The 25,186-nt window shown below is 70.6% G+C and carries 25 protein-coding genes; 17 read left to right on the top strand and 8 right to left on the bottom strand.

Going from position 1 to position 25,186, the window contains the following annotated elements; genetic code table 11:
• The first annotated feature begins 115 nt into the window (after nucleotides 1-115).
• The 3 genes from M0L44_RS00585 (at nucleotide 116) to M0L44_RS00575 (ending at nucleotide 2,514) form a co-directional block, all read left to right on the top strand.
• Entirely contained in the window at nucleotides 116-1,090 is a 975-nt protein-coding gene (locus M0L44_RS00585) for a GlxA family transcriptional regulator (protein WP_252767669.1), read from the top strand.
• A gap of 135 nt (nucleotides 1,091-1,225) precedes the next feature.
• On the top strand, nucleotides 1,226-1,429 hold the full coding sequence (locus M0L44_RS00580; protein WP_354004087.1) for a hypothetical protein: 204 nt from the start codon (nucleotides 1,226-1,228) through the stop codon (nucleotides 1,427-1,429).
• A gap of 128 nt (nucleotides 1,430-1,557) precedes the next feature.
• Complete coding sequence (locus M0L44_RS00575; RefSeq protein WP_252767668.1) at nucleotides 1,558-2,514, top strand: GlxA family transcriptional regulator; 957 nt, start codon at nucleotides 1,558-1,560, stop codon at nucleotides 2,512-2,514.
• Here M0L44_RS00575 and M0L44_RS00570 read toward each other — a convergent pair.
• Together M0L44_RS00570 and M0L44_RS00565 are read right to left on the bottom strand one after the other, a co-directional pair.
• Nucleotides 2,511-2,810, bottom strand: a complete 300-nt coding sequence (locus M0L44_RS00570) for a type II toxin-antitoxin system HicB family antitoxin (RefSeq protein WP_252767667.1) — start codon at nucleotides 2,808-2,810, stop codon at nucleotides 2,511-2,513. The genes M0L44_RS00575 and M0L44_RS00570 overlap by 4 nt on opposite strands.
• 38 nt (nucleotides 2,811-2,848) lie before the next feature.
• Entirely contained in the window at nucleotides 2,849-3,208 is a 360-nt protein-coding gene (locus M0L44_RS00565) for a DUF779 domain-containing protein (protein WP_252767666.1), read from the bottom strand.
• A gap of 320 nt (nucleotides 3,209-3,528) precedes the next feature.
• Here M0L44_RS00565 and M0L44_RS00560 point away from each other — a divergent pair, with 320 nt between their 5' ends.
• Nucleotides 3,529-4,215, top strand: a complete 687-nt coding sequence (locus M0L44_RS00560; RefSeq protein WP_252767665.1) for a hypothetical protein — start codon at nucleotides 3,529-3,531, stop codon at nucleotides 4,213-4,215.
• A 33-nt stretch (nucleotides 4,216-4,248) separates the two neighbouring features.
• Here M0L44_RS00560 and acuI read toward each other — a convergent pair whose 3' ends face one another.
• The 5 genes from acuI to icmF form a co-directional block, all read right to left on the bottom strand.
• Complete coding sequence (gene acuI / locus M0L44_RS00555) at nucleotides 4,249-5,238, bottom strand: acrylyl-CoA reductase (NADPH) (protein WP_252767664.1); 990 nt, start codon at nucleotides 5,236-5,238, stop codon at nucleotides 4,249-4,251.
• Between the two features lie 26 nt (nucleotides 5,239-5,264).
• Nucleotides 5,265-6,086 (bottom strand): ABC transporter substrate-binding protein, encoded by an 822-nt coding sequence (locus tag M0L44_RS00550; protein ID WP_252767663.1) that lies wholly within the window; start codon nucleotides 6,084-6,086, stop codon nucleotides 5,265-5,267.
• An 11-nt stretch (nucleotides 6,087-6,097) separates the two neighbouring features.
• Nucleotides 6,098-7,894, bottom strand: a complete 1,797-nt coding sequence (locus M0L44_RS00545) for an acyl-CoA dehydrogenase (RefSeq protein WP_252767662.1) — start codon at nucleotides 7,892-7,894, stop codon at nucleotides 6,098-6,100.
• Between the two features lie 57 nt (nucleotides 7,895-7,951).
• Complete coding sequence (locus M0L44_RS00540; protein WP_252767661.1) at nucleotides 7,952-8,803, bottom strand: 3-hydroxybutyryl-CoA dehydrogenase; 852 nt, start codon at nucleotides 8,801-8,803, stop codon at nucleotides 7,952-7,954.
• A gap of 120 nt (nucleotides 8,804-8,923) precedes the next feature.
• Entirely contained in the window at nucleotides 8,924-12,214 is a 3,291-nt protein-coding gene (gene icmF / locus M0L44_RS00535; RefSeq protein ID WP_252767660.1) for a fused isobutyryl-CoA mutase/GTPase IcmF, read from the bottom strand.
• A gap of 158 nt (nucleotides 12,215-12,372) precedes the next feature.
• On the opposite strand from icmF, the gene M0L44_RS00530 reads away from it, so the two are divergent.
• The 3 genes from M0L44_RS00530 to M0L44_RS00520 are packed head-to-tail and all read left to right on the top strand — an operon-like array spanning nucleotide 12,373 to nucleotide 15,013.
• The gene (locus M0L44_RS00530) at nucleotides 12,373-13,443 is read left to right on the top strand and encodes an AraC family transcriptional regulator (RefSeq protein ID WP_252767659.1); all 1,071 of its coding nucleotides are present in this window, start codon (nucleotides 12,373-12,375) and stop codon (nucleotides 13,441-13,443) included.
• Nucleotides 13,440-14,225 carry an ABC transporter ATP-binding protein gene (locus tag M0L44_RS00525; protein WP_252767658.1) on the top strand — a complete coding sequence of 262 codons (786 nt, stop codon included), beginning with the start codon at nucleotides 13,440-13,442 and terminating at the stop codon, nucleotides 14,223-14,225. Before M0L44_RS00530 ends, M0L44_RS00525 begins: the two co-directional genes overlap by 4 nt.
• Nucleotides 14,222-15,013, top strand: coding sequence for an ABC transporter permease (locus M0L44_RS00520; RefSeq protein WP_252767657.1), 792 nt, complete (start codon nucleotides 14,222-14,224; stop codon nucleotides 15,011-15,013). Before M0L44_RS00525 ends, M0L44_RS00520 begins: the two co-directional genes overlap by 4 nt.
• 38 nt (nucleotides 15,014-15,051) lie before the next feature.
• Here the strand turns inward: M0L44_RS00520 and M0L44_RS00515 are convergent, their stop codons facing one another.
• Nucleotides 15,052-15,729: a GntR family transcriptional regulator gene (locus tag M0L44_RS00515; protein ID WP_252767656.1), complete on the bottom strand. Its 678-nt coding sequence runs from the start codon at nucleotides 15,727-15,729 to the stop codon at nucleotides 15,052-15,054.
• Nucleotides 15,730-15,908: 179 nt separating this feature from the next.
• On the opposite strand from M0L44_RS00515, the gene dctP reads away from it, so the two are divergent.
• Genes dctP through M0L44_RS00465 form a run of 10 tightly spaced genes read left to right on the top strand, consistent with a single transcriptional unit; the run spans nucleotide 15,909 to nucleotide 24,971 of the window.
• Entirely contained in the window at nucleotides 15,909-16,928 is a 1,020-nt protein-coding gene (gene dctP / locus M0L44_RS00510; protein ID WP_252767655.1) for a TRAP transporter substrate-binding protein DctP, read from the top strand.
• Nucleotide 16,929: 1 nt separating this feature from the next.
• Nucleotides 16,930-17,514 carry a TRAP transporter small permease gene (locus M0L44_RS00505; RefSeq protein WP_435526372.1) on the top strand — a complete coding sequence of 195 codons (585 nt, stop codon included), beginning with the start codon at nucleotides 16,930-16,932 and terminating at the stop codon, nucleotides 17,512-17,514.
• Nucleotides 17,511-18,872, top strand: coding sequence for a TRAP transporter large permease (locus M0L44_RS00500; RefSeq protein ID WP_252767654.1), 1,362 nt, complete (start codon nucleotides 17,511-17,513; stop codon nucleotides 18,870-18,872). The genes M0L44_RS00505 and M0L44_RS00500 overlap by 4 nt, the downstream gene beginning before the upstream one ends.
• A gap of 28 nt (nucleotides 18,873-18,900) precedes the next feature.
• The gene (mdcA, locus tag M0L44_RS00495) at nucleotides 18,901-20,571 is read left to right on the top strand and encodes a malonate decarboxylase subunit alpha (protein WP_252767653.1); all 1,671 of its coding nucleotides are present in this window, start codon (nucleotides 18,901-18,903) and stop codon (nucleotides 20,569-20,571) included.
• Between the two features lie 9 nt (nucleotides 20,572-20,580).
• Nucleotides 20,581-20,904, top strand: coding sequence for a malonate decarboxylase acyl carrier protein (gene mdcC, locus M0L44_RS00490; protein ID WP_252767652.1), 324 nt, complete (start codon nucleotides 20,581-20,583; stop codon nucleotides 20,902-20,904).
• Complete coding sequence (locus M0L44_RS00485; RefSeq protein ID WP_252767651.1) at nucleotides 20,901-21,785, top strand: biotin-independent malonate decarboxylase subunit beta; 885 nt, start codon at nucleotides 20,901-20,903, stop codon at nucleotides 21,783-21,785. Before mdcC ends, M0L44_RS00485 begins: the two co-directional genes overlap by 4 nt.
• Nucleotides 21,785-22,486 carry a biotin-independent malonate decarboxylase subunit gamma gene (gene mdcE / locus M0L44_RS00480; RefSeq protein ID WP_252767650.1) on the top strand — a complete coding sequence of 234 codons (702 nt, stop codon included), beginning with the start codon at nucleotides 21,785-21,787 and terminating at the stop codon, nucleotides 22,484-22,486. Before M0L44_RS00485 ends, mdcE begins: the two co-directional genes overlap by 1 nt.
• Nucleotides 22,487-22,510: 24 nt before the next feature.
• Nucleotides 22,511-23,182 (top strand): malonate decarboxylase holo-[acyl-carrier-protein] synthase, encoded by a 672-nt coding sequence (mdcG, locus tag M0L44_RS00475; protein WP_252767649.1) that lies wholly within the window; start codon nucleotides 22,511-22,513, stop codon nucleotides 23,180-23,182.
• On the top strand, nucleotides 23,155-24,051 hold the full coding sequence (locus M0L44_RS00470; RefSeq protein WP_252767648.1) for a triphosphoribosyl-dephospho-CoA synthase: 897 nt from the start codon (nucleotides 23,155-23,157) through the stop codon (nucleotides 24,049-24,051). Before mdcG ends, M0L44_RS00470 begins: the two co-directional genes overlap by 28 nt.
• Nucleotides 24,048-24,971: an acyltransferase domain-containing protein gene (locus M0L44_RS00465; protein WP_252767647.1), complete on the top strand. Its 924-nt coding sequence runs from the start codon at nucleotides 24,048-24,050 to the stop codon at nucleotides 24,969-24,971. The genes M0L44_RS00470 and M0L44_RS00465 overlap by 4 nt, the downstream gene beginning before the upstream one ends.
• The last annotated feature ends 215 nt before the right edge of the window (nucleotides 24,972-25,186 follow it).

Raw genomic sequence — 25,186 nt, 5'->3', positions numbered from 1 at the left:
GATTCACAGCGTCTGCACACAAGAATGAGGGGATGCGGAGACTCTAGGCTGGTCGCTCCCCTTCAGCCAGGTGCAGAAATGACATGAAAGGTGTCAGATCTGCCATCATGGCCCCATGAAGATCTGCTTGCTGCTGGCCGAGCATTGCGCCGCCGCCAACGCCACGCTGGCCCTGGAGGTGCTGGGGGCGGCCAACCGCTTCAGCGCTGCGGCCGAGCCTCCTTTTGTGTGCTCCACCGCATCGCTGGACGGGCGGCCCGTGGCCACCTTCAGCGGTCAGCGTCTGGCGGTGGACGCTGCGCTGGATGAAGTTGGGCCGGTCGATCTGGTGCTCATCCCCGGCTTTCTCTTCACCTTGCGCGAGGCCCTGCCCAGCTTCGTGCGCTATGGCGACTGGCTGCACTGCCAGCATGCCCAGGGCGCGGTGCTGGCCAGCATGTGCACCGCCAGCTTTCTGCTGGCCGAAAGCGGCCTGCTGGATGGCCGCGCCGCCACCACCCACTGGGCCTTCGCCTCGCTGTTCCGACGCCGTTATCCGGCCGTGCGGCTGGACGAGCGCCTGCTGCTGTGCGACGACGGACAGGTGGTGACCAGCGGCGGCGCCACCGCCGCGATGGACCTGCTGCAGCACCTGCTGCAGCGCCTGGGGCCGCCCGAGGTGGCCGAACAATGCGCCCACCACCTCCTGGTGGATCGGGTGCGCGAGTTCCAGGCGCCCTATGCGCTGTGGCGGCCTTCGCGCGGGCATGGCGACGAGGGCATCCTGCGTGTGCAGGACTGGCTGGAGGTCCACCACACCCTGCCGGTCACCATCGATGCCCTGGCCGGCCGCTTCGGCTTTGGCGAGCGCCAGTTCAAGCGCCGCTTCAAGGACGCCACCGGCCTGGCCCCTCTGGCCTACCTGCAGGCCCTGCGCCTGGAGGCCTCCAAGCGCCTGCTGCAAGGCAGCCGGCAGAGCCTGGAGAGCATCACCGCCGCCGTCGGCTACGAGGACGTCAGCTCCTTCCGCCGCCTGTTCCAGCGCGAGGTGGGCTTGTCGCCTTCCGCCTTCCGGGAGAAGTTCCGACTGGCCGCGACGACGCGGCCCTGAACGGCCCGCGTGCAGCCTGTCCCGCCCGCCGGCCCGTCTGTCGCATGGCGCTGGACGGGCCAGCGGCTCCGACGCATCCTGGCGCCCTGGTCATCCTGCGCATCAGACGCAGCCCCGCCACCCCAAGGAGTCGCCATGAAAGCCCTGACCCTCTTTGTCGCCTGGTGCATCCTGTTCGTGCTGGCCTGGCCCGTGGCCCTGCTGGCCCTGTTCCTGATGCCGCTGGTGTGGCTCATCACCCTGCCGCTGCGCCTGCTGGGCATCACCTTCGAGGCCCTGTTCGCGCTGATCCGCGCCCTGCTGTTCCTGCCGGCGCGTGTGCTGGGGTGGCGGGGGTGAGCGCCCCCTGAGTCAGCACGGGGCGGTGGCGCCCGGGCGCCCGCGTCCGGTGCGCCCAGGTCACGGGTGGAACCTTGGGAGCATCTGCGACACTGGCGCTGCCCCACGAGGGGTGTGTGGGAACGAACTTGCAACGGACCGTCTCGTTCATCGTGCATCCAGGATTCGAACTGCTCGACCTGAGCGGTCCCTGCAGCGCATTTCACCTTGCCAGCGAGTTGTTCGGAGCCGGTTATCGGCTCAGGGTCGTGTCCACGACGGGAGGTCCGGTGCAAGACCGCGCCGGGGTGACTGTCTCGAGCGAGCGGCTGGAGACGGCCGGGCCTGGCGAGACCGTGTTGGCGGTGGGCGGGCCCGCAGCGCATGAGGTGGCACTGGACACGGCGACCATGGCATTGATGCGTGTGTGCGGTGCCGCTGCCGACCGCATGGGCAGCGTCTGCACGGGCGCCTTTGTGCTCGCCGCCGCTGGCCTGCTGGATGGTCGGCGGGCCACCACGCACTGGCGCTACGCCGGCCTGTTGCAAACCCGCCACCCCCATGTGCAGGTTGAAGTGGACCGAATCTTCATCCATGACCGGGGTGTCTGGACATCGGCCGGCATGACGGCCGGCATCGATCTGGCGTTGGCCCTGATCGAAGAGGACTGCGGGCCAGAGACCGCCCGCGGGGTGGCCCGAGACATGGTGATCTATCACCGGCGACTGGGAGGGCAGTCACAGTTCTCGGCCCTCTTGGACTTGGCACCGCCATCCGGGCGCGTGCGGGAGGTCCTGTGCTTTGCCCGTGAACATCTGCGCGAGGACCTGAGTGTCGGCCGATTGGCCGACATCGCCTGCGTGGGTGCGCGCCAGTTCAGCCGCATCTTCTTGAACGCCACGGGCATGACGCCCGCCAAGGCCATCGAGCGCATGCGCCTGGAGGCGGCCCGCCCGCGGATCGAGCAGGGTGCAGAGCCCCTTGAGCGTATTGCCTCTGACCTCGGCTTTGGCACCGTGGAACGGATGCGTCGGAGCTGCGTCGCCGTCTTCGGCCGTTCACCGCAGGAGCTGCGCCGCAACGGGCGTCGAGGGCGTGCTGGCTAGAGCGTGTGGTACGTCAACGCATGCGCCAGACCCAGTAGCCTGGGGTCGATCCCGAACGCCACCAACTCGGCGTTGCCCCGGCGCGGGTCGTGTGCCAACTGCGCATTGCTGGAGGGCTTTGGGATGGGTTCCCCGAACTGGGTGAGTGCTGCCAGGTACCGTGCCAGCTCATCCCCCGCCAGGGCGCCGGCATGTTCCGGATGGGCGGCCACGGCGACGCAACCAGGAAGATCCGGAAACTCGACAGTGCAGCTGCCGTCCGCCTGACGGCGCACAAAGGCCATGAAGGTGACCATGCGTGGCGCACTCCTCCGGAGGCTCAGGTCAGTGCCGGTCACGCCAGCTCGGCGCATTCCGAGGCGGAGAGCTGGCGCGACGTCAGGCGGAAGATGACGCCTTCGGTCCCCTCAAGCGAAAGATCGCCGCTGCGATCGCCCTGGACGACGCTGATGATCACCTGGGTGTTCTGGAACAGGGCATGCTGAGTCCTGTCCGCGTAGTACGGTACACCATCAACAGCACCGATGAGGACGTCGTGTGGCGACACCTGATACTCGCCTTTCTTGTAGCAGTAGATGGGGCTGTGATCACAGCACGCGTTCGACTGCATGAACAGCAGATGCGGGCCGTGCTTGTGCTTGAGAAGGCGCAAGAGCTCGAGCGCCTCCGGCGTCGCGATGATGCGATCCACCATGGTCATCCTCCTTGTCCGGGCGGGGTGTTCCGTGGCCGGTGCACGTGGCGCCGTGTGCGCCATCCGTTTGCGTCGACCGTCCTCCCGGTCTGTGGGATTCTCATGGGCGCAGGACAGCGCCAAGAGACGCAATTGCTGCGAATCCGGACATCCTGAAGATGCGGTCCCAAAGGACATCCGATGGGCTTTCGGACAGCAGGACCGTGTACGCTCTCGGCATCCGCCGCTGTCTGGTGTTGCTTCCTCCCCCCATGTCCCCGCTGAGCGCTGAACGCCATCGCTTGTTTCTGACTTCCGCAGACCCCTGCACGTCCGACAATTTGCTGGATACCCGGGGACGCACGCGCGCCCTGGTGCTGGAGCTGACCGCGCCGGTGGACACCGCTGCGTTGGGCGGGCTGTGGCAGGGCCTGCAGTCCGAGCTGGGTCTGCCCGCGCCGGCGGTGGCGGTGAACGGGCGCGACGCGTTGCAGCTCTGGGTGTCTCTGGCACGGCCGGTGGATGTCGCACAGGCGCAGGCTTGCTGGCAGGGGCTGGTCGCGCGCTATCTGCCGGCCTTGCCCGCCCGCCAGTGGCGGGCCTGGCCGAGGATGGATGCGGCCGCACCGGGTGGTGTGGCCCATGTGGCGGCCGTTCCGGCCGGGCAGCCGGGTGGTGAATGCTGGTCGGCCTTCGTCTCGCCGGACCTGGCCCCGGTGTTTGCCGAGACGCCCTGGCTGGACATCCCGCCGCGCGACGAGGCCCAGGCGGCGCTGCTGCGCGGGCTGAGCACCATCGGCCCCGCGGCCTGGGCGGAGGCGATGGCCCAGCTGACTCCCGCCGCGCAGCCGCCTCAGCAGGCTGAAGCCACGCCCGCAGCTCCCGCCGGCGCCACGCCTGCCGGCGTGGGGCCGGGCCCGGACGTCACGGACCCCCGCGCCTTCCTGCAGGCGGTGATGTGCGACCCCCGGGTACCGCTGGCCCTGCGCATCGAGGCGGCCAAGGCGCTTCTGCCCGGCGCGGCCTGAACGACGGGCGCGCCGTGCGGCGGCGCGCTGCGTTCAGCGGTTGACGTCCACCACCACCCGGTTGGCCGTGAGGCGGCCGTCCAGCAGGTCGGCCGAGGCGCTGATGGCCTCCGACAGGCCGATCTCCTGCACCAGGCCGGCCAGGCGGGCGGGCGGCAGGTGTCGGGCCAGCAGGGCCCAGGCCTCGGTGCGCTGGGTGTTGGGCACGTAGACGCAGTTGATGCCGTAGAGCGTCACGCCGCGCAGGATGAAGGGCATGACGGTGGCGGGGAAGTCCGCACCACCGGCCAGGCCGCAGGCGGCCACCGCGCCGTTCCACTTCGTGGCGGCGCAGGCATTGGCCAGGGTGTGGCTGCCCACGGTGTCCACCACACCGGCCCAGCGTTCGCTCTGCAGCGGCTTGCCGGGGGCGGCCAGGGTGGCGCGGTCGATCACCTCGGCCGCGCCCAGGGCCTTCAGGCCCTCGGCCAGGGCCGGGCGGCCGCTGGAGGCATGCACCTCGAAGCCCAGGCCGGCCAGCAGGGCCACCGCCACCACGCCCACGCCGCCGCTGCCGCCGGTCACCAGCACCGGGCCCTTGTCGGGCGTGATGCCGTGGCGCAGCAGGGCCTGCACGCACAGTGCGCCGGTGTAGCCGGCCGTGCCGATGGCCATGGTGTCGCGCAGGCTGTAGGGCGCGGGCACCTTCAGCAGCCAGTCGGCCGAGACGCGGGCCTTCTGGGCCAGGCCGCCCCAGTGGGTCTCGCCCAGGCCCCAGCTGTTGACCACCACGGCGTCGCCGGGCTGCCAGTCGGGATGGCTGCTGGCCTCCACCGTGCCGGCCAGGTCGATGCCGGCCACCATGGGCCAGGTCTTGACGATGGCGCCACGGCCGGTGACGGCCAGGGCGTCCTTGTAGTTCAGCGTGGACCAGGCCACGCGCACGGTCACGTCGCCGGGGGGCAGGGCGCTGTCGTCCAGCTCGGTCAGCGTGGCGGTGGTGCTCTTGTCCGCGTTGCGGTTCAGCAGCAGGGCCTTGAACATGGTGTCTCCTCTTCTCTGGGGTGGATTCAGGCCGGGTGGCCGGCGGCATGCCGCGCGGCCCAGGCGGTGATGAGGCGGTGCAAGGTGTCCAGCCCGTCGGTCAGCGCGGCCGGGCCGGGCTGCAGGATGAAGGGGGACTTGATCTCGTGCAGCTCGCCGTCGTGCACGGCGGGGATGGCCTCCCAGCCGGGGCGGGCGGCCACCTGCTCGGGGCGGAACTTCTTGCCGCACCAGGAGCCGATGATGAGGTCCGGCGCGGCGCGGATCACCTCGTCGCGGTCGGCCAGGATGCGGTCGCGGCCCAGCGGGGCGCGGGCGCGCTCGGGGAAGATGTCGTCACCGCCGGCGATGCCGATGAGCTCGCTGACCCAGCGGATGGCCGAGATCGACGGTTCGTCCCATTCCTCGAAATAGACCTTGGGCCGGCGCGGCAGCCGGGCCGCGGCGGCGGCCACCGTGTCCAGCCGGGCCTGCAGCGTGGCGGCATAGGCCTCGGCCTTGTCGGCCGCGCCCACCATGGCGCCCAGGCGGCGGACGTAGGCCAGGATCTGCGGCACCGAGCGGTGGTTGCTGATCCAGACCTCGATGCCGGCCTTGATCAGCGCCTGCGCGATGTCGGCCTGCATGTCGGAAAAGCCGATGGCCAGGTCCGGCTGCAGGGCCAGGATGGCGTCGAGCTTGGCGCTGGTGAAGGCCGAGATGCGCGGCTTCTCCTGCCGCGCGCGGGGCGGACGCACCGTGAAGCCGGAGATGCCCACGATGCGTCCTTCCTCGCCGAGGGCGTAGAGCACCTCGGTCGGCTCCTCGGTCAGGCAGACGATGCGCTGCGGGAAGCCGTCGTTCGTCACAGGGGGCCTGCTCAGAACGCTTCGTCGGCCATCTCCAGCGCGGCGTCCGCACCGTGCAGCACGGTGTGGGCCAGGCCGGGGGCGGCGCTCAGCACATGGTCGGCGTAGAAGCGTGCGGTCAGCAGCTTGGCCTTCAGGAAGGCGCCGTCGCCCTCGCCGGCCTTGAGCTGACGCTGGGCCACCAGGGCCGCGCGGCCCATCTGCCAGCCACCGGCGACGATGCCGAACAGCTCCATCAGCGGCACCGCACCGGCCGCGGCCTGGCGGATGGCCTCGCCCTGGTGGGCCAGGATGAAGGCCACGCCCGACTTCAGCGCGGCGATGCCGGTCTCCAGCGAGGCGCCGATGGCGGCCAGCGATGCATCGTCCGCGGCGGCCAACTCGGCCCGCACGGCTTCCATCTGGGCGATGACTGCGCCGATGGTGGCGCCGCCGTCACGGGCGATCTTGCGGCCGATCAGGTCGGCGGCCTGGATGCCGGTGGTGCCTTCGTAGATGGCGGTGATGCGGGCGTCGCGCATGTGCTGGGCGGCGCCGGTCTCTTCGATGAAGCCCATGCCACCATGCACCTGCACGCCCAGCGAGGTCACCAGCAGCGAGGTCTCGGTGCTCCAGCCCTTGACGATGGGGATCATCAGGTCCACGAAGGCCTGCTGCTGCTTGCGCACGTCCGCATCCGGGTGGCCGTGGGCCAGGTCCATGGCGGCGGCGGTCACGCCGGCCACGGCGCGCAGGGCCTCGGTGCGCGACTTCATCTGCATCAGCATGCGGCGCACGTCCGGGTGGCGGACGATGGCCACCTTGTCGCGGCTCTTGCCACCTTGCTCCACGCCCTGCACGCGGGTGCGGGCGTACTCGGCGGCACGCTGGGTGGCGCGGTCGCACAGGCCGATGCCCTGCAGGCCCACGCCGTAGCGGGCAGCGTTCATCATGATGAACATGTACTCGAGGCCGCGGTTCTCCTCGCCCACCAGCCAGCCGGTGGCGCCGGCGTTGTCGCCGAAGGCCAGCACGCAGGTCGGGCTGGCGTGGATGCCCAGCTTGTGCTCGATGGAGACGCAGCGCACGTCGTTGCGCTCGCCCAGGCTGCCATCGGCGCCCACGATGAACTTGGGCACCACGAACAGCGAGATGCCCTTGACGCCTTCCGGCGCGTTGGGCGTGCGGGCCAGCACCAGGTGAATGATGTTGTCGGTGAGGTCGTGCTCGCCGTAGGTGATGAAGATCTTCTGGCCGTGGATGCGGAAGCTGCCATCGGCCTGCGGGACAGCCTTGGTGCGCACGGCCGCCAGGTCGGAGCCGGCCTGCGGCTCGGTCAGGTTCATGGAGCCGGTCCACTCGCCGGTCACCATCTTGGGCAGGTACATGGCCTTCTGCTCGTCGCTGCCGCACAGCTGCAGCGCCTCGATGGCGCCGCGGGTCAGCATGGGGCAGAGCATGAAGGAGGTGTTCGAGGCGTTCCACATCTCCTCGACCATGGCCGAGATGATGTGGGGCAGGCCCTGACCACCGAAGTCGGTGGGGCAGGACAGGGCGTTCCAGCCGCCGTCCACGAACTGGCTGTAGGCCTGCTTCCAGCCCGGCGAGGTGGTGACCTCGCCGTCCTTCCACTGGGCGCCTTCGCGGTCACCGGTCCAGTTCAGCGGCGAGAGCACGCCGTTGGCGAACTTGCCGGCCTCTTCCAGGATGGCGTCGGCCAGCTCGGCGTTCACCTCTTCGTGGCCGGGCAGGGCCGAGACGGCGTCCATGTCGGCCAGCTCGCGCAGCACGAACTGCATGTCCTTCAGGGGGGCGATGTATTCACTCATGGTGGTCACTTCAGTCAGAAAACAGGGAAAGCGGGTGCGGCCGGATGGGCGAACGGCTCACTCGTAGCTGTAGAAGCCGCGGCCGGTCTTGCGGCCCAGGCGGCCGGCGGCCACCATTTCCTTGAGCAGCGGGGCCGGGCGGTACTTCGGGTCGTTGAAGCCGTCGTAGAAGACGTTCATCACGGCCAGCATGGTGTCCAGGCCGATCATGTCGGCCAGGGCCAAGGGGCCGATGGGGTGGTTGCAGCCCAGCTTCATGCCGGTGTCGATGTCCTCGGCGCTGGCCGCGCCTTCGGCCAGCACGAAGATGGCCTCGTTGATCATCGGGCACAGGATGCGGTTGACCACGAAACCCGGCTGGTTCTTCACGGTGATCGGGGTCTTGCCCAGCTTCTCGGCAAAGGCCACGGCCAGGGCGTGGGTGGCGTCATTGGTCTGCAGGCCGCGGATCACCTCCACCAGGGCCATCATCGGCACCGGGTTGAAGAAGTGCAGGCCGATGGCGCGCTCGGGCTTGGCCAGCACGGCGGCCATCTGCGTGATGGAGATGGACGAGGTGTTGGAGGCGATGACGGTGCTCTCACCCACCAGGCTTTCGACCTGGCGCAGGATGCGCAGCTTGAGCTCCAGGTTCTCGGTGGCGGCCTCGATCACCAGATCGGCGCCCTTGAGGTCGTCGTAACTGGTGCTGCCCTTGATCAGGGCCAGGGCGGCATCGCGCTGGGCCTCGGTCAGCTTCTCCTTCTTGATCAGCCGGTCCAGGCTCTTGGTGATGGTGGCGATGCCGTGCTGCACGGCCGCGTCCGAGATGTCCACCATGGTGACGGGCACGCCCGCGACCGCGCAGGCCTGCGCAATGCCGTTGCCCATGGTGCCGGCGCCGATCACGCCAATGTGCTGGATGCTCATGTCGAAATTCCTCCTGAATGGAAATCGTGGAAAGGGAAAGTCTGGAAACGGGGGCGGGGCGCCAGAGCGCCCCGATGCCAACAACCGTGGTGATGATGCGCCGGGCTCATGCCCGCCGTGTTACATGCTGCGCCGGTACTGTCCTCCGACCTCGAACAGCGCCGAGGTGATCTGGCCCAGCGAGCAGCAGCGCACCGCATCCATCAGCACGCTGAAGACGTTGGTGTTGTCCATCACCGCCTGCTGCAGCCGCGCCAGCAGGGCCGGGGCCTCGTCGGCGTGGCGGGCATGGAAGTCGGCCAGGCGCTGCAGCTGGGATTGCTTTTCTTCCTCGGTGGAGCGGGCCAGTTCGATGTGTTCCGGCACCGGGTCCCCCTTGGGGTTGCGGAAGGTGTTGACGCCGATGATGGGGTACTCGCCGGTGTGCTTGAGCATCTCGTAGTGCATGCTCTCTTCCTGGATCTTGCTGCGCTGGTAGCCCGTCTCCATGGCGCCCAGCACGCCGCCACGCTCGGCGATCTTCTCGAACTCGGCCAGCACCGCCTCTTCCACCAGCTCGGTCAGCTCGTCGATGATGAAGGCGCCCTGGCTGGGGTTCTCGTTCTTGGCCAGGCCCCACTCGCGGTTGATGATCAGCTGGATGGCCATGGCGCGGCGCACGCTGTCCTCGGTCGGGGTGGTGATGGCCTCGTCGAAGGCGTTGGTGTGCAGCGAGTTGCAGTTGTCGTAGATGGCGATCAGGGCCTGCAGCGTGGTGCGGATGTCGTTGAACTGGATCTCCTGCGCGTGCAGGCTGCGGCCGCTGGTCTGGATGTGGTACTTGAGCTTCTGGCTGCGCTCGTTGGCGCCGTACTTTTCCTTCATCGCCACCGCCCAGATGCGGCGGGCGACGCGGCCCAGCACGGTGTACTCCGGGTCCATGCCGTTGCTGAAGAAGAAGCTCAGGTTGGGCGCGAAGTCGTCGATGTGCATGCCGCGGGCGAGGTAGGCCTCGACATAGGTGAAGCCGTTGGCCAGCGTGAAGGCCAGCTGGCTGATCGGGTTGGCCCCGGCTTCGGCGATGTGGTAGCCGCTGATGGACACCGAGTAGAAGTTGCGCACGTCGTGGTGCACGAAGTACTCGGCGATGTCACCCATCACCTTCAGGCTGAACTCGGTCGAGAAGATGCAGGTGTTCTGGCCCTGGTCTTCCTTCAGGATGTCGGCCTGCACGGTGCCGCGCACATTGGCCAGCACCCATTCGCGGATCTTCTCGGCTTCGGTGGGCGTGGGCTCGCGGCCGTTGTCGGCGCGGAACTTGGCCAGCTGCTGGTCGATGGCGGTGTTCATGAACATCGCCAGGATGGTGGGCGCCGGGCCGTTGATGGTCATCGACACCGAGGTGGTCGGGCAGCACAGGTCGAAGCCGTCGTACAGCACCTTCATGTCCTCCAGCGTGGCGATGCTGACGCCGGAGTTGCCGATCTTGCCGTAGATGTCGGGCCGCAGGTCCGGGTCGTTGCCGTAGAGGGTGACCGAGTCGAAGGCGGTGGACAGGCGGTGCGCCGGCATGCCCTCGCTGACCAGCTTGAAGCGCCGGTTGGTGCGGAAGGCGTCGCCCTCGCCGGCGAACATGCGGGTCGGGTCCTCGCCCTCGCGCTTGAAGGCGAAGGTGCCGGCGGTGTAGGGGTAGCTGCCGGGCACGTTCTCCAGCATCAGCCACTTCAGCAGCTCGCCATGGTCCTCGTAGCCGGGCAGGGCGACCTTGCGGATGGTGTTGCCCGACAGCGTGGTGTGGGTCAGCGCGGTGCGGATCTCCTTGTCGCGGATCTTCACCACGTACTCGGCGCCGGCATAGGCCTTCTGCATGTCCGGCCACTGGGCCAGCAACTGGCGTGCCTCGGGCTGCAGACGGGCTTCGCGGGCCTCGGCCAGGGTGGCCAGGCGGTCGGCGTCGGTGGCTTCGGGGGCGCCGGCCAGCAGCATCTGGCGGGCGGCCCGCAGCTGCTGCACCTCGCGGGCCAGGCGGGCCTGGTCACGCGCGGTCTGCTTGTAGCCCCGCACGCCGCCGGCGATCTCGGCCAGGTAGCGGGTGCGGGCCGGCGGCACGATGGGCACCTGGTGGGTGCTGTGGCGGGTGGCCACGCGGGGCAGGCGGCCCTCGCTCACCGGCAGGCCCAGGCCGGCCAGGCGGGTCTTGAGCGCCTGGTACAGCGCGGTCACGCCATCGTCGTTGAAGCGGCTGGCCATGGTGCCGAAGACCGGCATGGCATCGGTCGACTCGGTGAAGGCCTCGCGGTTGCGCTGCACCTGCTTGGCCACGTCGCGCAGCGCGTCCAGCGCGCCCTTGCGGTCGAACTTGTTGATCGCCACGAACTCGGCGAAGTCCAGCATGTCGATCTTCTCGAGCTGGCTGGCGGCGCCGAACTCGGGCGTCATGACGTACATCGGCACGCTCACATGCGGCACGATGGCGGCGTCACCCTGGCCGATGCCGGATGTTTCGACGATGATCAGATCAAAACCGGCCAGTTTGGTGGCGGCCAGCACGTCGGGCAGGGCCGCGGAGATCTCGCTGCCGGTGTCGCGGGTGGCCAGCGAACGCATGTAGACGCGCGGGCCTTGCGACCAGGGGCCGATCGCGTTCATGCGGATGCGGTCGCCCAGCAGGGCGCCACCGCTCTTGCGGCGCGAGGGGTCGATGCTGATGACGGCGATGCGCAGCGCGTCGTCCTGGTCCAGGCGGAAGCGGCGCACCAGCTCGTCTGTCAGGCTGGACTTGCCGGCGCCGCCGGTGCCGGTGATGCCCAGCACGGGCGTCTTGAGCTGGCCGGCGCGCTGGTGCAGCTCGGCCACCAGGGCCGCGTCGGCCTGGTGGTTTTCCAGCGCGGTGATGAGCTGGGCCAGGGCGCGCCAGGCGGCCGGGCCGTGGCCGGTGATGGCGTCCAGCGAGCGCGGGGCCAGGGAGGACAGCTCCCGGTCGCAGCGCATCACCATCTCGCCGATCATGCCCTGCAGGCCCATGCGCTGGCCGTCCTCGGGGCTGTAGATGCGGGCCACGCCATAGGCCTGCAGCTCTCGGATCTCGGCCGGCACGATCACGCCGCCGCCGCCGCCGAAGACCTGGATGTGCGCGCCGCCCTGGGCCTTGAGCAGGTCCACCGCGTACTTGAAGTACTCGACATGGCCGCCCTGGTAGGAGCTGAGGGCGATGCCCTGGGCGTCCTCCTGCAGCGCGGCGGTGACGATCTCTTCCACCGAGCGGTTGTGGCCCAGGTGGATCACCTCGGCGCCCATGCCCTGCAGGATGCGCCGCATGATGTTGATGGACGCGTCATGGCCATCGAACAGCGACGCCGCGGTGACGAAACGCACCTTGTGCTGCGGGCGGTAGTTGGCCAGGGCCTTGAACTCGGCGGTCAGCTCGCTCATGGTTTTGTCTCCTTGGAAAGCCGACTGTAGGCAGCTGGCCGCCCCGGCGCCATGACCTCACCCGTCAGGCAGGTGGTGTTTTTGGACAGGTGCCGCCCCTTGACCGTCTGGTGGGCGCCCCCGGGGGGGCTGGGGGGCGGCGGCGATAATCCCGACCGATGACGACGCAGGACGGCATGGACGAGGGGGCACCCATCGAGAAGGACACGGTCTCGATGTACTTCGTCCGTGCGGCGGTGGCCAAGCTGCCGGCGGCGGCCCAGCTGCAGGCCCTGGCCGCCGCCGGCATCCCGGCCGAGTGGCTGGGCATGGCCCATGCGCGGGTGCCGGCCTCGGCCTTCTCGGCCCTGTGGCTGGCGGTGGGTCGGGCGCTGGACGATGAGTTCTTCGGTCTGGACCGCCGCGGCATGAAGGTGGGCAGCTATGCCCTGATGTGCCAGGCCGTCATCTCCTGCACGACGATGGAGCGCGCCATCAAGCGCATCCTGCGCGGTTTTGCGGTCTTTCTGGACGAGGTGGCGGGCGAACTGGTGGTGCAGGGCCCGCGGGCCGAGCTGCGCCTGCACAACCGCATCGCCGACGCGGCCGACCGCCGCTTCGCCGACGAGACCTTTCTGGTGCTCACCCACGGTCTGCTGTGCTGGCTGATCGGGCGGCGCTTCGTGCTGGACGAGGTGAGCTTCACCCACCCGCGGCCCGACCATGCCGCTGAGTACACCCGCATGTTCTGCGAGCACCTGTGCTTCGAGCAGCCGCTGACCGCCATCCGCTTCGACGCCGAACTGCTGCGCGCGCCCATCGTGCAGAGCGCCGAGACGCTGCAGTCCTTCCTGGCCACCGCGCCGCAGTCGGTCTTCCTGCGTTACAAGAACGACGACAGCTGGACCGCGCGCCTGCGCCGCCGGCTGCGCCAGGCCTCCATCCAGGCCGGCGAAACCCACTGGCCGCTGCTGGAAGAGCTGGCCACCGAGCTGGGCACCAACCCCACCACGCTGCGCCGCCGGCTGGAGGCCGAGGGCACCAGCTACCAGCAACTCAAGGACCGGCTGCGCAGCGACCTGGCCATCGACCGCCTGGTCAGCAGCCAGGCCAGCGTCGACGAACTGGCGCTGGAGCTGGGCTTCCACGACGCCAGCGCCTTCCACCGCGCCTTCCGCCGCTGGACCGGTCTGCCGCCCGGGGCCTACCGCCGGCGCGAGCAGGGCGAGCCGGAACGGGAGTCACGATGAGAAGCGCCGCGTCCGGCCCCGCGCTGATCGAGGTCGATCACCTCTCGGTCACCCAGCCAGCGGCCGGTGGCCGCCCCGCCACCGAGGTGCTGCAGGACATCTGCTGCCAGGTCGAGCCCGGCGGCGTGCTGACCCTGGTCGGCCCCTCCGGCTCGGGCAAGTCCACCCTGCTGCGCTGCTTCAACCGCCTGGCCGAGCCCGGCCGCGGCGCCATCCGCCTGGGCGGCGAGGACATTTGCCAGCTGGACCCGCGCCAGTTGCGCCGCCGCGCCGCCATGGTCATGCAGACGCCGGTGCTGTTCGAAGGCACGGTGCGCGACAACCTGTGCCTGCGTCCGCCCGGCCACGCGCTGGACCTGGGCGAGTCGCGCCTGGCCGCGGTGCTGCAGGAGGTGGGGCTGGATGCGACCCTGCTGGACCGCGACGCCGCCCAGCTCTCCGGCGGCGAGAAGCAGCGTGTGACCATCGCCCGCGCCCTGCTGGGCGACCCGCAGGTGCTGCTGCTGGACGAGCCCACCTCGGCGCTGGACCCGCCCAACACCGCCCGCGTGGTGGAGGTGCTGACCCGCCTGTGCCGCGCCCGCGGCATGACGGTGGTGGCGGTGAGCCACCAGCCCGAGTTCGTGCGGGCCCTGGGCGGCTGGGTGCTGTACCTGGTCAAGGGGCGGGTGAAGGCCTATGCGCCGGTCTCGGTGCTGGATGCCTCCGACGCCCAGGCCGACAGCGGTCTGCGCGCCTTCCTGGCCGGTGTGGTCGAACCGACGGAGGGCCGCCCGGCATGAGCGGCGGTGGCGTGATCGAACTCTCGCTCTGGCAGCTGGCCGGGGTGCTGGGTTTCGTGGCCGTGCTGGTGGCCCTGTCCATCCGCCAGGCCCTGGGGCTGGAGCGCGACCTGGTGGTGGGCGCGCTGCGCACCGTGGTGCAGCTCTACGGCGTGGGCTTGATCCTGGCCGGCGTGTTCGCCGCGGCGCATTGGTACTGGGTGGTGCTCATCCTGCTGGCCATGACGGCGGTGGCCACCCGCGCCGCCGTGGGCCGGCTCAAGACGCCGCTGCCGCGGGCCCAGGGCATGGCCGGTGTGGCGCTCACCCTGTCCACCGTGCTGACGCTGGGCTATGTCATCGGCGTGGTGGTGCAGGTGCACCCCTGGTACGAGCCACAGTACATCATCCCGCTGGCCGGCATGATCCTGGGCAATGTGATGAGCAGCGTGGCCCTGGCCGCCGACCGCCTGCAGAGCGACCTGCGCCTGCGCGCCGGCGAGGTGGAAACCCGCCTGGTGCTGGGCTTCTCGGGCCCGCAGGCGGTGCAGCCTCTGGTGCGCAGCGCGCTGCGCGCGGCCATGACGCCCACCATCAACGGCATGATGACCGTGGGCCTGGTGCAGCTGCCGGGCATGATGACCGGCCAGATCCTGGCGGGCACCTCGCCGCTGGTGGCCGTGCGCTACCAGATCATGGTGGTGCTGATGCTGGCCATGGCCACCGGCATCGGGGCCTGGATCTTCCTGCGCCTGGCGGTGGGCCGCTACCTCACGCCGGCCCACCAGCTGCGGCGCGAGCTGCTCTGAGCCCCGCCGTCCGCGGCCGCCGGGTCAGGGGCTAGAAGCTAGGGGCTGACCGGGCTTTCCTCGACCTGCCGCATCTCGGCCAGCAGGTCGGCGAAGCGGTCGCCCTGCACCACCACATGGTTGCGCAGCTGCAGTGCGGCCTGCTCGGGCTCGGCCGCGCGGATGGATTCCAGCACCGCGGCATGTTCCTGCAGCGAGCGCTGCATGCGGTTGCGCACCCGCAGCTGCAGCCGACGGTAGGGGCGCAGCTTGCGCTGCAGCGCGCTGGCCTGCTCGGTCAGGTAGTCGTTGTGCGAGGCGGCGTAGATCGCCTGGTGGAAGTCTTCGTTGGCGTAGAAGTAGGCGTCCGGGTCCTGGGCCTGGGCGGCCTGGGCGCAGCGGGTGTGCAGGTCCTGCAGGCGGCCCAGCTCGCTGTCCTTGGCCCGGCGGGCGGCCAGGCGGGCGCACATGGCCTCCAGCTCGGCCATCACCTCGAACATCTCCACCAGGCGCTGGGGTGAGAGCGTGGCCACCACCGCGCCGCGCCGCGGCCGGATCTCCACCAGCCCTTCGCCGGCCAGCAGGCTCAGCGTCTCGCGGATGGGGGTGCGCGAGACGCCGAAGCGCTCGGCCAGTTCCTGCTCGTCCAGGTGGGTGCCGGGCTTCAGGCGCCCGGTCGCCACTTCCTCTTCGATGGCTTCGCGGAGTTGTTCGGACAGGCGTTGGGGCGAGGACATGGTGAGCGGGGAAATGAGGTGCCGAATGCGAAGCATAGTGCACCCGCCCCGGAAGCCCGGGCCATTCGGGTAATCCTTGAATGCCAAATTGAAGTTTGTTTATACATTGAAGCCTCTCATGCATACATGGAGGCGACTTCAGCTTGGCTGGCCGCCCCCGCCCAACCGGAGACAGCCTCATGAACTTCACACGACGCAGCCTCTTGCAGGCCGCAGGCAGCACGGCCCTGCTGGGCGCCACCGGCGCCACGCTGGCCCAGAGCGGCGGCCTGAAGATCTCCCACCAGTTCCCGGGCGGCAGCCTGACCGAGGGCGACTTCCGCGACCGCCTGTGCCGCAAGTTCGCCGCCGAGCTGGAAAAGCGCACCCAGGGTGCCCTGAAGGCCTCGGTCTATCCCGGCTCGTCGCTGATGAAGACCAATGCCCAGTTCTCGGCCCTGCGCAAGGGCGCGCTGGACATGAGCCTGGTGCCCCTGTCCTATGCCGGCGGCGAGGTGCCCGAGACCAACATCGGCCTGATGCCGGCCCTGGTGCCCAGCTACGAGCAGGGCGCGGCCTGGAAGACCGCCGAGGTGGGCAAGCGCCTGGCCAAGGTGCTGGACGACAAGGGCGTGATCATCGTCAGCTGGATCTGGCAGGCCGGCGGCGTGGCCTGCCGCACCCGCCCGCTGGTGACGCCCGAGGACGCCAAGGGCCTGAAGGTGCGCGGCGGCAGCCGCGAGATGGACATGATGCTCAAGCAGGCCGGGGCCTCGGTCATCTCGCTGCCTTCCAACGAGATCTACGCCGCCATGCAGACCGGTGCGATGGAGGCAGCCATGACCTCCTCCACCAGCTTCCTGTCCTTCAAGCTGGAGGAGATCGCCAAGTTCCTGACCACCGGCCGCAACAAGGCCTACTGGTTCATGCTGGAGCCGCTGATGATTTCCAAGGAGGTCTTCGGCCGCCTGACCAAGCCCCAGCAGGACGCGCTGATGGCCCTGGGCGCCGAGATGGAGACCTTTGCCCGCCAGGAAGCCCAGGCCGACGACCGCCGCGCCGCCGATGTCTACGCCAAGGCCGGCGCCAAGGTCTTCGACCTGGACGGCCCCACCGTGGCCAAGTGGCAGGCCATCGCCCGCGACACCGCCTGGAAGGACTTCGGCGAGCGCAACGAGTCCTGCGCCGGCCTGCTGGCCGCGGCCCAGAAGCTGCTGTGACATGAGCGGCGCCCCTTCCTCCGGCGGCGTGTCCGCCAGCCTCGACCCCCACCTGCCGGGCTGGCTGCGCCCGGTGGGGCGGGCCATGCTCTGGGTCAACCGCACCATGCTCGGCCTGGGCATGGTGGCCCTCCTCGCCGCCGCGCTGATCCTCACCTCCAGCGTGCTCTCGCGCTACTTCCTGCAGGCCTCCACCGACTGGCAGGACGAGGCCGCGGTGTTCTGCCTGGTGGGCGCCACCTTCCTGTGCGGCGCCTTCCTGCAGTCGCTGCGCGGGCATGTGGGCATCGAGGCCTTCGCCACCCTGCTGCCGTCCTGGGCCAACCGGCTGCGGCAGCTGCTGGTGGACCTGATGTGCCTGGGCTTCTGCGCCTTCTTCGCCTGGAAGTCCTGGTCCCTGTGCCACGAGGCCTGGGTGGATGGCCAGACCACCTCCTCGTCCTGGGCGCCGCCGCTGTGGATTCCCTACAGCCTGATGTCCCTGGGCATGTCCCTGCTGGTGCTGCAGCTGCTGCTGCAGGTGGTGGCCAGCGCCAATGCGTGCCGTCCGGCGCGCGATCCTGCGGTGAAGGAGGTGGCAGCATGAGCATGCTTGCCCTCGGTCTGCTGTTCGGAGCGGTCACGCTCCTGATCATGTTCTCCGGTGCACCCATCGCCTTCGCGCTGGGCAGCGTCGGCGTGATCTTCATGGTCGGCTTCATGCCGGAATCGGCCCTGGACACGGTGGCCCAGAACGTCTACGAGGAGATGGCCAGCATCACGCTGCTGTCCATTCCGCTGTTCATCCTCAAGGGCGCGGCCATCGGCAAATCCCGCGCGGGGCAGGATCTGTACGCCGCCCTGCATGTGTGGATGAACAAGCTGCCCGGCGGCCTGGGCATCGCCAATGTGTTCGCCTGCGCGCTGTTCGCCGCCATGGCCGGCTCCAGCCCGGCCACCTGCTCGGCCATTGGCTCCAGCGGCATCCCGGAGATGCGCAAGCGCGGCTACTCGCCGGGCTTCGCGGCCGGCATCATCGCCGCCGGCGGCACGCTGGGCATCCTGCTGCCGCCCTCCATCACGATGATCCTCTACGCGGTGGCGGCGGAGCAGTCGCTGGGCCGGCTCTTCCTGGCCGGCGTGGGCCCGGGCCTGCTGCTGGTGGGCCTCTTTGCCACCTACGCGGTCTTCAACTACCAGCGCGAATACCGCCAGGCCCAGAAGGAATGGGACGCCAACGGCGTGCCTTCGGCCCTGCTCAACCACGACCACTTCACCCTGCGCGAGAAGCTGGAGATGCTGCCCCGCGTGGTGCCCTTCGTCGTGCTGCTCATCGGCGTGATGGTGGCGCTCTACGGCGGCATCGCCACCCCGTCGGAGACGGCCGGCCTGGGCGCCATCCTGGCCCTGGCGCTCATCGCCGTCGTGTACCGCGTCTGGCGCCTGCGCGACATCACCCCCATCCTGGCGGCCACGCTCAAGGAATCGACCATGCTGATGTTCATCATCGGCATGTCCCTGCTGTTCTCCTACGTGATGAGCTACCTGCACATCAGCCAGGAGACGGCGGCCTGGATCGTCGCGATGAACTTCTCCAAGTGGGTGCTGCTGGCCCTGGTGCTGCTGCTGGTCATCGTGCTGGGCTTCTTCCTGCCGCCGGTCAGCATCATCCTGATGCTCGCGCCCATCGTGCTGCCGCCGCTCAAGGCCGCGGGCTTCGACCTGATCTGGTTCGGCGTGCTGATGACCATCGTGATGGAGACCGGCCTGATCCACCCGCCGGTGGGCCTGAACCTCTTCGTCATCAAGAACATCGCCCCGGACATTCCGCTGCGCGACATCATCTGGGGGGTCATGCCCTTCGTCGGCCTGATGCTGCTGTCGGTGCTGCTGATCTGCCTGTTCCCGTCCATCTCCACCGCGCTGCCTGACGCCATCATGGGCGCCATGCCCGGTGCGCAGTGAGCGGCCCCTCACACGAAAGGTGGCTTTGATGAACGCCCCCGTCTCCCCCGGCGCCTGGTCGCAGCGGGCCGCCCGGCGGCAGCGCCGGCTCGAACGCGCCAGCGCCCTGGCCCGCGGCAAGCGGGTCGAGGCCGGCCAGCTGGTGGCCCTGCTCGAAGCGGTGCTCGAACCCGAGGACCGCGTCTGCCTGGAAGGCAACAACCAGAAGCAGGCCGACTTCCTGGCCCGTTGCCTGACCCAGGTGGACCCGCAGCGCGTGCACGACCTGCACATGGTGCAGTCGGTGCTGGCCCTGCCCGAGCACCTGGACGTGTTCGAGCGCGGCATCGCCCGCAAGCTGGACTTCTCCTTCTCCGGCCCGCAGGCCCTGCGCCTGGCCGGCCTGCTCTCGCGCGGGCAGCTGCAGATCGGCGCCATCCACACCTACCTGGAGCTGTTCTCCCGCTACTTCATCGACCTCACGCCCCAGGTCTCGCTGATCGCCGCGCACTCGGCCGATGCGCAGGGCAACCTCTTCACCGGCCCCAACACCGAGGACACACCGGCCATCGTCGAGGCCACGGCCTTCAGCGGCGGCATCGTCATCGCCCAGGTCAACGAATGGGTGGACACGGTGCCCCGCGTCGACGTGCCGGCCGGCTGGGTGGACTTCATCGTCCAGGCGCCCAAGCCCAATGTGATCGAGCCGCTGTTCACCCGCGACCCGGCGCAGATCAGCGAGGTGCAGGTGCTCATGGCCATGATGGCCATCAAGGGCATCTACGCCGAGTACGGCGTGCAGCGCCTGAACCACGGCATCGGCTTTGACACCGCAGCCATCGAGCTGCTGCTGCCCACCTACGCCGAGTCGCTGGGCCTCAAGGGCAAGATCTGCCAGCACTGGGCGCTCAACCCGCACCCGGCGCTCATCCCCGCCATCGAGGCCGGCTGGGTGCAGTCCATCCATTCCTTTGGCTCCGAGCTGGGCATGGAGGACTACATCCGCGCCCGCCCGGACGTGTTCTTCACCGGCCCCGACGGCTCGCTGCGCAGCCACCGCGCCTTCTGCCAGGCCGCCGGCCATTACGCCTGCGACCTCTTCATTGGCTCGACCCTGCAGATGGACCTGGCGGGCAACAGCTCCACCGCCACCGCCGGGCGCATTGCCGGCTTTGGCGGCGCACCCAACATGGGGGCCGACGCCCGCGGCCGCCGCCACGCCAGTCCGGCCTGGCTCAAGGCCGGCGAGCAGGCCCGCCAGGGCCTGCCCGGCGCCCGCGGCACGCCACGCGGCCAGAAGCTGGTGGTGCAGATGGTGGAGACCTTCCGCGAGCACATGCAGCCCGCCTTCGTCGAGCACCTGGACGCCTGGCGCCTGGCCGAGCAGGCCGGCATGGACCTGCCGCCCATCATGATCTACGGCGAGGACGTGACCCATGTGCTGACCGAGGAAGGCCTGGCCAACCTGCTGCTGTGCCGCACCGACGAGGAGCGCGAGCAGGCCATCCGCGGCGTGGCCGGCTACACCCCGGTGGGCCTGGCGCGCGACGCCCGCATGGTGGAGAACCTGCGCGACCGCGGCATCATCCAGCGCCCGGCCGACCTGGGCGTGGACCCGCGCGACGCCACGCGCAACCTGCTGGCCGCGCGCAGCGTGCGCGACCTGGTGCGGGCCTCCGGCGGGCTCTACCGCCCGCCGACCCGCTTCCGCAACTGGTGAGGACCGGCCATGGACATCGGACTCGAATCAATGCAATGGCAGCTGCCCGGCCAGCTGCCCGTGGGCGACTTCGCCCCGGTGCTGGTGGGCGTGGTGGGCTCGGGCAATCTGGAGGTGATGCTCGAGCCTCTGCCCGGCACCGGCTGCGAGGTGCGCGTGGAGACCTCCGCCCGGGGCTTCCGCCCCATCTGGGACGCTGTGGTGGCGGACTTTCACCGCCGCCACGGCCTGGCCGGCGTGCGGGTGAGCGTGAACGACATGGGGGCCACACCGGCCGTGGTCAGCCTGCGCCTGGACCAGGCGGTGGCCGAATGGAGGAGTCGCCAGCCATGAACCTCAGCTACAGCGAATGCAGCGCCCGCGAACGCCTGGCCGCGCTGCTCGATGCCGGCAGCTTTCACGAATGGCTGCCGCCCCAGGCCCGCATCACCAGCCCGCACCTGGCCCAGCTGGGCGTGCCCTCGTCCTTTGACGATGGCGTGGCCATCGGCCGCGGCCGGCTGGCCGGGCAGGACGTGTTCGTGGCCGCGCAGGAAGGCGCCTTCATGGGCGGCGGCGTGGGCGAGGTGCACGGCGCCAAGCTGGTGGGCCTGCTGCGCCGCGCCCAGCGCGAGCGGCCGCGCGCCGTGCTGCTGCTGGCCGAATCGGGCGGCGTGCGCCTGCACGAGGCCAATGCCGGCCTGATCGGTGTCTCTGAAGTGATGCGCGCCGTGTTCGACCTGCGCGCCACCGGCGTGCCGGTGCTGGTGCTCATCGGCGGGGCCAACGGCTGCTTCGGTGGCATGGGCCTGGTGGCGCGCTGCGCCGACCGCGTCATCATCAGCGACGTGGGCCGCCTGGCCATGTCCGGTCCGGAGGTCATCGAGGCCTCGCACGGTGTGGAGGAATTCGACGCCCGCGACCGCGCCCTGGTGTGGCGCACCACCGGCGGCAAGCACCGCTACCTGCTGGGCGACGCCGACGCGCTGGTGGACGACGACGTGGCCGCCTTCCGCCAGGCCGCGCTGGACTGGCTGGACCGCCCGCGCCCCCTGGACCTGGCCGCCCTGGAGGCCGAGCACACCCTGTTGGCCGAACGCCAGCGCCAGGCCCAGGGCTGCGACGACGCCCGCGAGCTGTGGCAACGCCTGGGCGTGCCCGAACCCGCCAGCGTGCCCGACCTGGAAGTGGCCGCCCTGCGGCCGCTGCGCCCCGCCTTGCCGGAGACCCCGTGATGCACTGGAACGAGCTTGCCACTGCCCTGTTCGGGCCGGACCACGGCCTGCAGGCCGAAGGCGCCCTGATCACCGGCACCGTCTCCTTCGACGGCCAACCCATGGCCGTCATCGGCACCATCGACCATGCGCCCATCGGCGTGGAGCTGGCCCTGCGCCAGGCCCGTGCCGTGCTGGACCTGATGGCCCAGCACCCCGGCCGCCCGCTGCTGCTGCTGGTGGACACCCAGGGCCAGCAGCTGCGCCGCCACGACGAGCTGCTGGGCATCAACCGCGCCATGGCCCACCTGGCCGCCTGCGTGGACCAGGCCCGCCGCCGCGGCCACCGCGTCATCGCCCTGGTGTACGACCAGGCCCTGTCCGGCGGCTTTCTGGCCACTGGGCTGATGGCCGACGCCTGCTACGCCCTGCCGGCCGCCGAGATCCGCGTCATGCGCCTGCCCGCCATGGCCCGCGTGACCAAGATTGCCGAGGAGCGGCTGCAGGCCCTGTCGCAGAGCAACCCGGTGTTCGCCCCCGGCGTGGCCAACTACGTGGCCATGGGCGGCATCCAGGGCCTGTGGGAGGGTGACCTGGCCGCCGCCCTGCGCCAGGCCCTGCAGACCGCCCCGCGCGAGGACCAGCGTGCCGCGCTGGGCGCAGAGCGGGCAGGGCGCCGCTGCGCCGCCCCGGTCATCCAGCAGGTGCTGGACGCGGCCTGAGCCTTCCCCGCATCCCGCCCCACCATGCTCTCCCTGCAACGCCACCAGCTGCTGCGCCTGCGTGACAGCGCCTGGCAGCGCCTGCTGGCCGACACCGCCCACCTGGCTGCCCGGCCGGCCCTGACGCTGTGGGCCCACCACGGCCACCCGGTGGTCGTCAGCCGCCAGGCGCCGGGCCTGCCGGCCGACACCCCGCTGGCCGCCGGGCTGCCCGCGCCGCTGTCGCTGGGCCGGGCCCGCATCGCCCTGGCCCTGCGCGCGGACGAGGTGCTGTTCGTCGACGCCTTCCCGCTGGCCGCCGAGGTGCTGCCCACGCTGGGCGCGCCGCAGCGCGCCGGCTGGCAGGCCCTGTGCGCGCAGCTGGATGCACTGGAGGTGCCGGCCCGCGTCTACGGCAGCCACGGCTGGCAGCAGCTCACCGGCCTGGGCTATGTGCGCCCCGGCTCCGACCTGGACCTGCTGCTGCCCGTCAGCACCCACCAACAGGCCGACGCCGTGGTGCGTGTGCTGGCCGCCGCCCCCGCCGGCCTGCCCCGGCTGGATGGCGAGCTGCTGTGGCCCGACGGCGCCGCCGTGGCCTGGCGCGAATGGGCCGCCTGGCGCGCCGGCCAGGTGGGTGCGCTGCTGGTGCGCCGCATCGACGGCGTCGACCTGGTGGAGGCGTGGTCATGCGACCCCTGCCTGCAGAGCGCCTGAGCGCGCCGGGCCTGCGCGCGCCGCACCCCGCGGCCGGCCCCGCCCTGGCTGCCATCGGCCGCGCCGCCACCCTGGCCCTGCACGACGAACTGGCCCTGCACCCCAAGCCGGGCCTGGTGTCCTATGTGGACACCGGCAGCCACCAGGACATGGACGCCGGCACCTTTTTGCGCAGCCTGTTCGCGCTGCGCCACGCCTACCCGCGCCTGGCCACCCTGGGCTTCGAGGGCGCCGGCTGGGCGGCCCTGCAGGCCTGCGGCATCCAGGCCGAGCGCCGCATGCTGGTGGCCACCGGCGGCATCAACACCCATCGCGGCGCCATCTTCAACCTGGGCCTGCTGTGCGCCGCCGCCGGCTGGCGCCTGGCCCAGGGCCTGGCGCTCACCCCCGCCGGCCTGCGTCACACCCTGCAGACCGTCTGGGGTCCGGCCCTGGTCGACCGCGCGCGGCTCACCCCGCCTTCGCACGGCGGCGCGGCCGTGCGCGCGCACGGCCTGCGTGGCGCCAACGAAGAGGCCGCCGCCGGCATGCCGGTGCTGTTCGACGTGGCCTGGCCGGCCCTGCAGCAGGCCCTGGCCGCCGGCTGGGGCTGGGACGCCGCCCGCGCCCAATGCCTGCTGGCGGTGATGGCCGTGCTGGACGACACCAACCTGGCCCACCGCGGCGGCCTGGCCGGCCTGCGTGAGGCTCAGGCCATGAGCCAAGCCTTCCTGGCCGACGGCGGCATGGGGCAGAACGACGCTTGGGCGCGGCTGGCCGCGCTGCACCGGCACTTCGTGGCGCGGCGCTGGTCGCCCGGCGGCGCGGCCGATCTGCTGGCCGCCGCCTGCTGGCTGCAGCGCGTGTGCGCCGGGGGGCCGCCCCGGTGAGCCTGGCCCTGCTGTTCCCCGGTCAGGGCACCCAGCACGCCGGCATGCTGCCCTGGCTGGAAGCGCACGCCGCCGCCCGCCCCGTGCTGGCCCGCATGGCCGATCTGCTGGCCGCGCCCGACTGGCGCGAGCGTCTGGCCGACGCCCCCTGGGCCCAATCCAACCCCGTGGCCCAGCCCCTGCTGACCGGCGTGAGCCTGGCCGCCTGGGCCGTGCTGGCCCCCGGCCTGCCCGCACCAGCCGCCGTGCTGGGCTACAGCGTGGGCGAGCTGCCGGCCGGCGCCGTGGCCGGCCTGTACGACGTCGACGCCGCCTTGGCCCTGGCCCAGGCCCGCGCCGCCTGCATGGACGCCGCCGCCCCGGCCCAGCCCACCGGCCTGCTGTCGGTGGGCGGCCTGCCCTGGCAGGTGGTGGCCGACCAGGTGGCGGCCGATGGCCTGCACCCCTCCATCGTGCGCGAGGCCGACCAGCTGCTGCTGGGCGGCCCCGTCACCGCGCTGCACGCCTGGGCCCCGCGGCTGGAAGCACAGGGCGCCCGCTGCACCCCCATCGGCGCCCGCATCGCGTCTCACACCCCCTGGCTGGCCGCGGCCGTGCCGCCCTGGCGCGCCCATCTGCAGGCCCAACGCTGGCGCCCCCCGCAAACGGCCCTGGTGGCCAACGCCACCGCCCGGGTGGAATGGCAGCTGCCCGCATTGCAAGAAGCCATGGCCGTGCAGCCCGCGCAGCTGTTGCGCTTTGACCTGTGCCTGGGCGCCCTGGCCGAACGCGGCCCGCGCTGCGTGCTGGAAGTGGGCCCCTGCACCACCCTGTCGCGCCTGTGGAACCGCCTGCACCCCGACGTGCCCGCCCGCAGCCTGGAGGACTTCCAGGGGCCCGAGGGGGTGTGGCGGTGGGTGGAGAGGTGCTTGGGGGGGTGAGGGGAGGCGGCTTTGCAGCGAAAGCAGGTAACCACGCCCGGTGAATAGCTCGCCCGAAAGCCGCCCTTAGGAAGGCAAACGCGGACTGTGGATTCGTCGCTCTGGGAACCAGCAGCGACCCGCTTGAGAGACTGTGTGGAAGAGCGACGCGCTGTGGGACGGGTGATGACAGCGGGCGCAACTAGCCGGTTTGGGCATGCTGCTTAAACTGAGGC

It is taken from the genome of Ideonella oryzae, from assembly GCF_024055665.1.
Taxonomy (GTDB): Bacteria; Pseudomonadota; Gammaproteobacteria; order Burkholderiales; family Burkholderiaceae_C; genus Ideonella; species Ideonella oryzae.
Note: the sequence above shows the minus strand (reverse complement) of the source record. Positions and strands in the feature narration are given on the sequence as shown.

Bases quoted from the DNA above. Each gene is read 5' to 3' on its own strand.
- M0L44_RS00520 (WP_252767657.1), top strand. From the start codon at position 14,222: ATGAGCGGCGGTGGCGTGATCGAACTCTCGCTCTGGCAGCTGGCCGGG.
- icmF (WP_252767660.1), bottom strand. From the start codon at position 12,214: ATGAGCGAGCTGACCGCCGAGTTCAAGGCCCTGGCCAACTACCGCCCG.
- dctP (WP_252767655.1), top strand. From the start codon at position 15,909: ATGAACTTCACACGACGCAGCCTCTTGCAGGCCGCAGGCAGCACGGCC.
- mdcC (WP_252767652.1), top strand. From the start codon at position 20,581: ATGGACATCGGACTCGAATCAATGCAATGGCAGCTGCCCGGCCAGCTG.
- M0L44_RS00515 (WP_252767656.1), bottom strand. From the start codon at position 15,729: ATGTCCTCGCCCCAACGCCTGTCCGAACAACTCCGCGAAGCCATCGAA.
- M0L44_RS00585 (WP_252767669.1), top strand. From the start codon at position 116: ATGAAGATCTGCTTGCTGCTGGCCGAGCATTGCGCCGCCGCCAACGCC.
- M0L44_RS00545 (WP_252767662.1), bottom strand. From the start codon at position 7,894: ATGAGTGAATACATCGCCCCCCTGAAGGACATGCAGTTCGTGCTGCGC.
- mdcA (WP_252767653.1), top strand. From the start codon at position 18,901: ATGAACGCCCCCGTCTCCCCCGGCGCCTGGTCGCAGCGGGCCGCCCGG.
- mdcE (WP_252767650.1), top strand. From the start codon at position 21,785: ATGCACTGGAACGAGCTTGCCACTGCCCTGTTCGGGCCGGACCACGGC.
- M0L44_RS00505 (WP_435526372.1), top strand. From the start codon at position 16,930: ATGAGCGGCGCCCCTTCCTCCGGCGGCGTGTCCGCCAGCCTCGACCCC.
- M0L44_RS00470 (WP_252767648.1), top strand. From the start codon at position 23,155: ATGCGACCCCTGCCTGCAGAGCGCCTGAGCGCGCCGGGCCTGCGCGCG.
- M0L44_RS00530 (WP_252767659.1), top strand. From the start codon at position 12,373: ATGACGACGCAGGACGGCATGGACGAGGGGGCACCCATCGAGAAGGAC.
- M0L44_RS00485 (WP_252767651.1), top strand. From the start codon at position 20,901: ATGAACCTCAGCTACAGCGAATGCAGCGCCCGCGAACGCCTGGCCGCG.
- M0L44_RS00570 (WP_252767667.1), bottom strand. From the start codon at position 2,810: ATGGTCACCTTCATGGCCTTTGTGCGCCGTCAGGCGGACGGCAGCTGC.
- acuI (WP_252767664.1), bottom strand. From the start codon at position 5,238: ATGTTCAAGGCCCTGCTGCTGAACCGCAACGCGGACAAGAGCACCACC.
- M0L44_RS00540 (WP_252767661.1), bottom strand. From the start codon at position 8,803: ATGAGCATCCAGCACATTGGCGTGATCGGCGCCGGCACCATGGGCAAC.
- M0L44_RS00525 (WP_252767658.1), top strand. From the start codon at position 13,440: ATGAGAAGCGCCGCGTCCGGCCCCGCGCTGATCGAGGTCGATCACCTC.
- M0L44_RS00500 (WP_252767654.1), top strand. From the start codon at position 17,511: ATGAGCATGCTTGCCCTCGGTCTGCTGTTCGGAGCGGTCACGCTCCTG.
- M0L44_RS00565 (WP_252767666.1), bottom strand. From the start codon at position 3,208: ATGGTGGATCGCATCATCGCGACGCCGGAGGCGCTCGAGCTCTTGCGC.
- M0L44_RS00580 (WP_354004087.1), top strand. From the start codon at position 1,226: ATGAAAGCCCTGACCCTCTTTGTCGCCTGGTGCATCCTGTTCGTGCTG.
- mdcG (WP_252767649.1), top strand. From the start codon at position 22,511: ATGCTCTCCCTGCAACGCCACCAGCTGCTGCGCCTGCGTGACAGCGCC.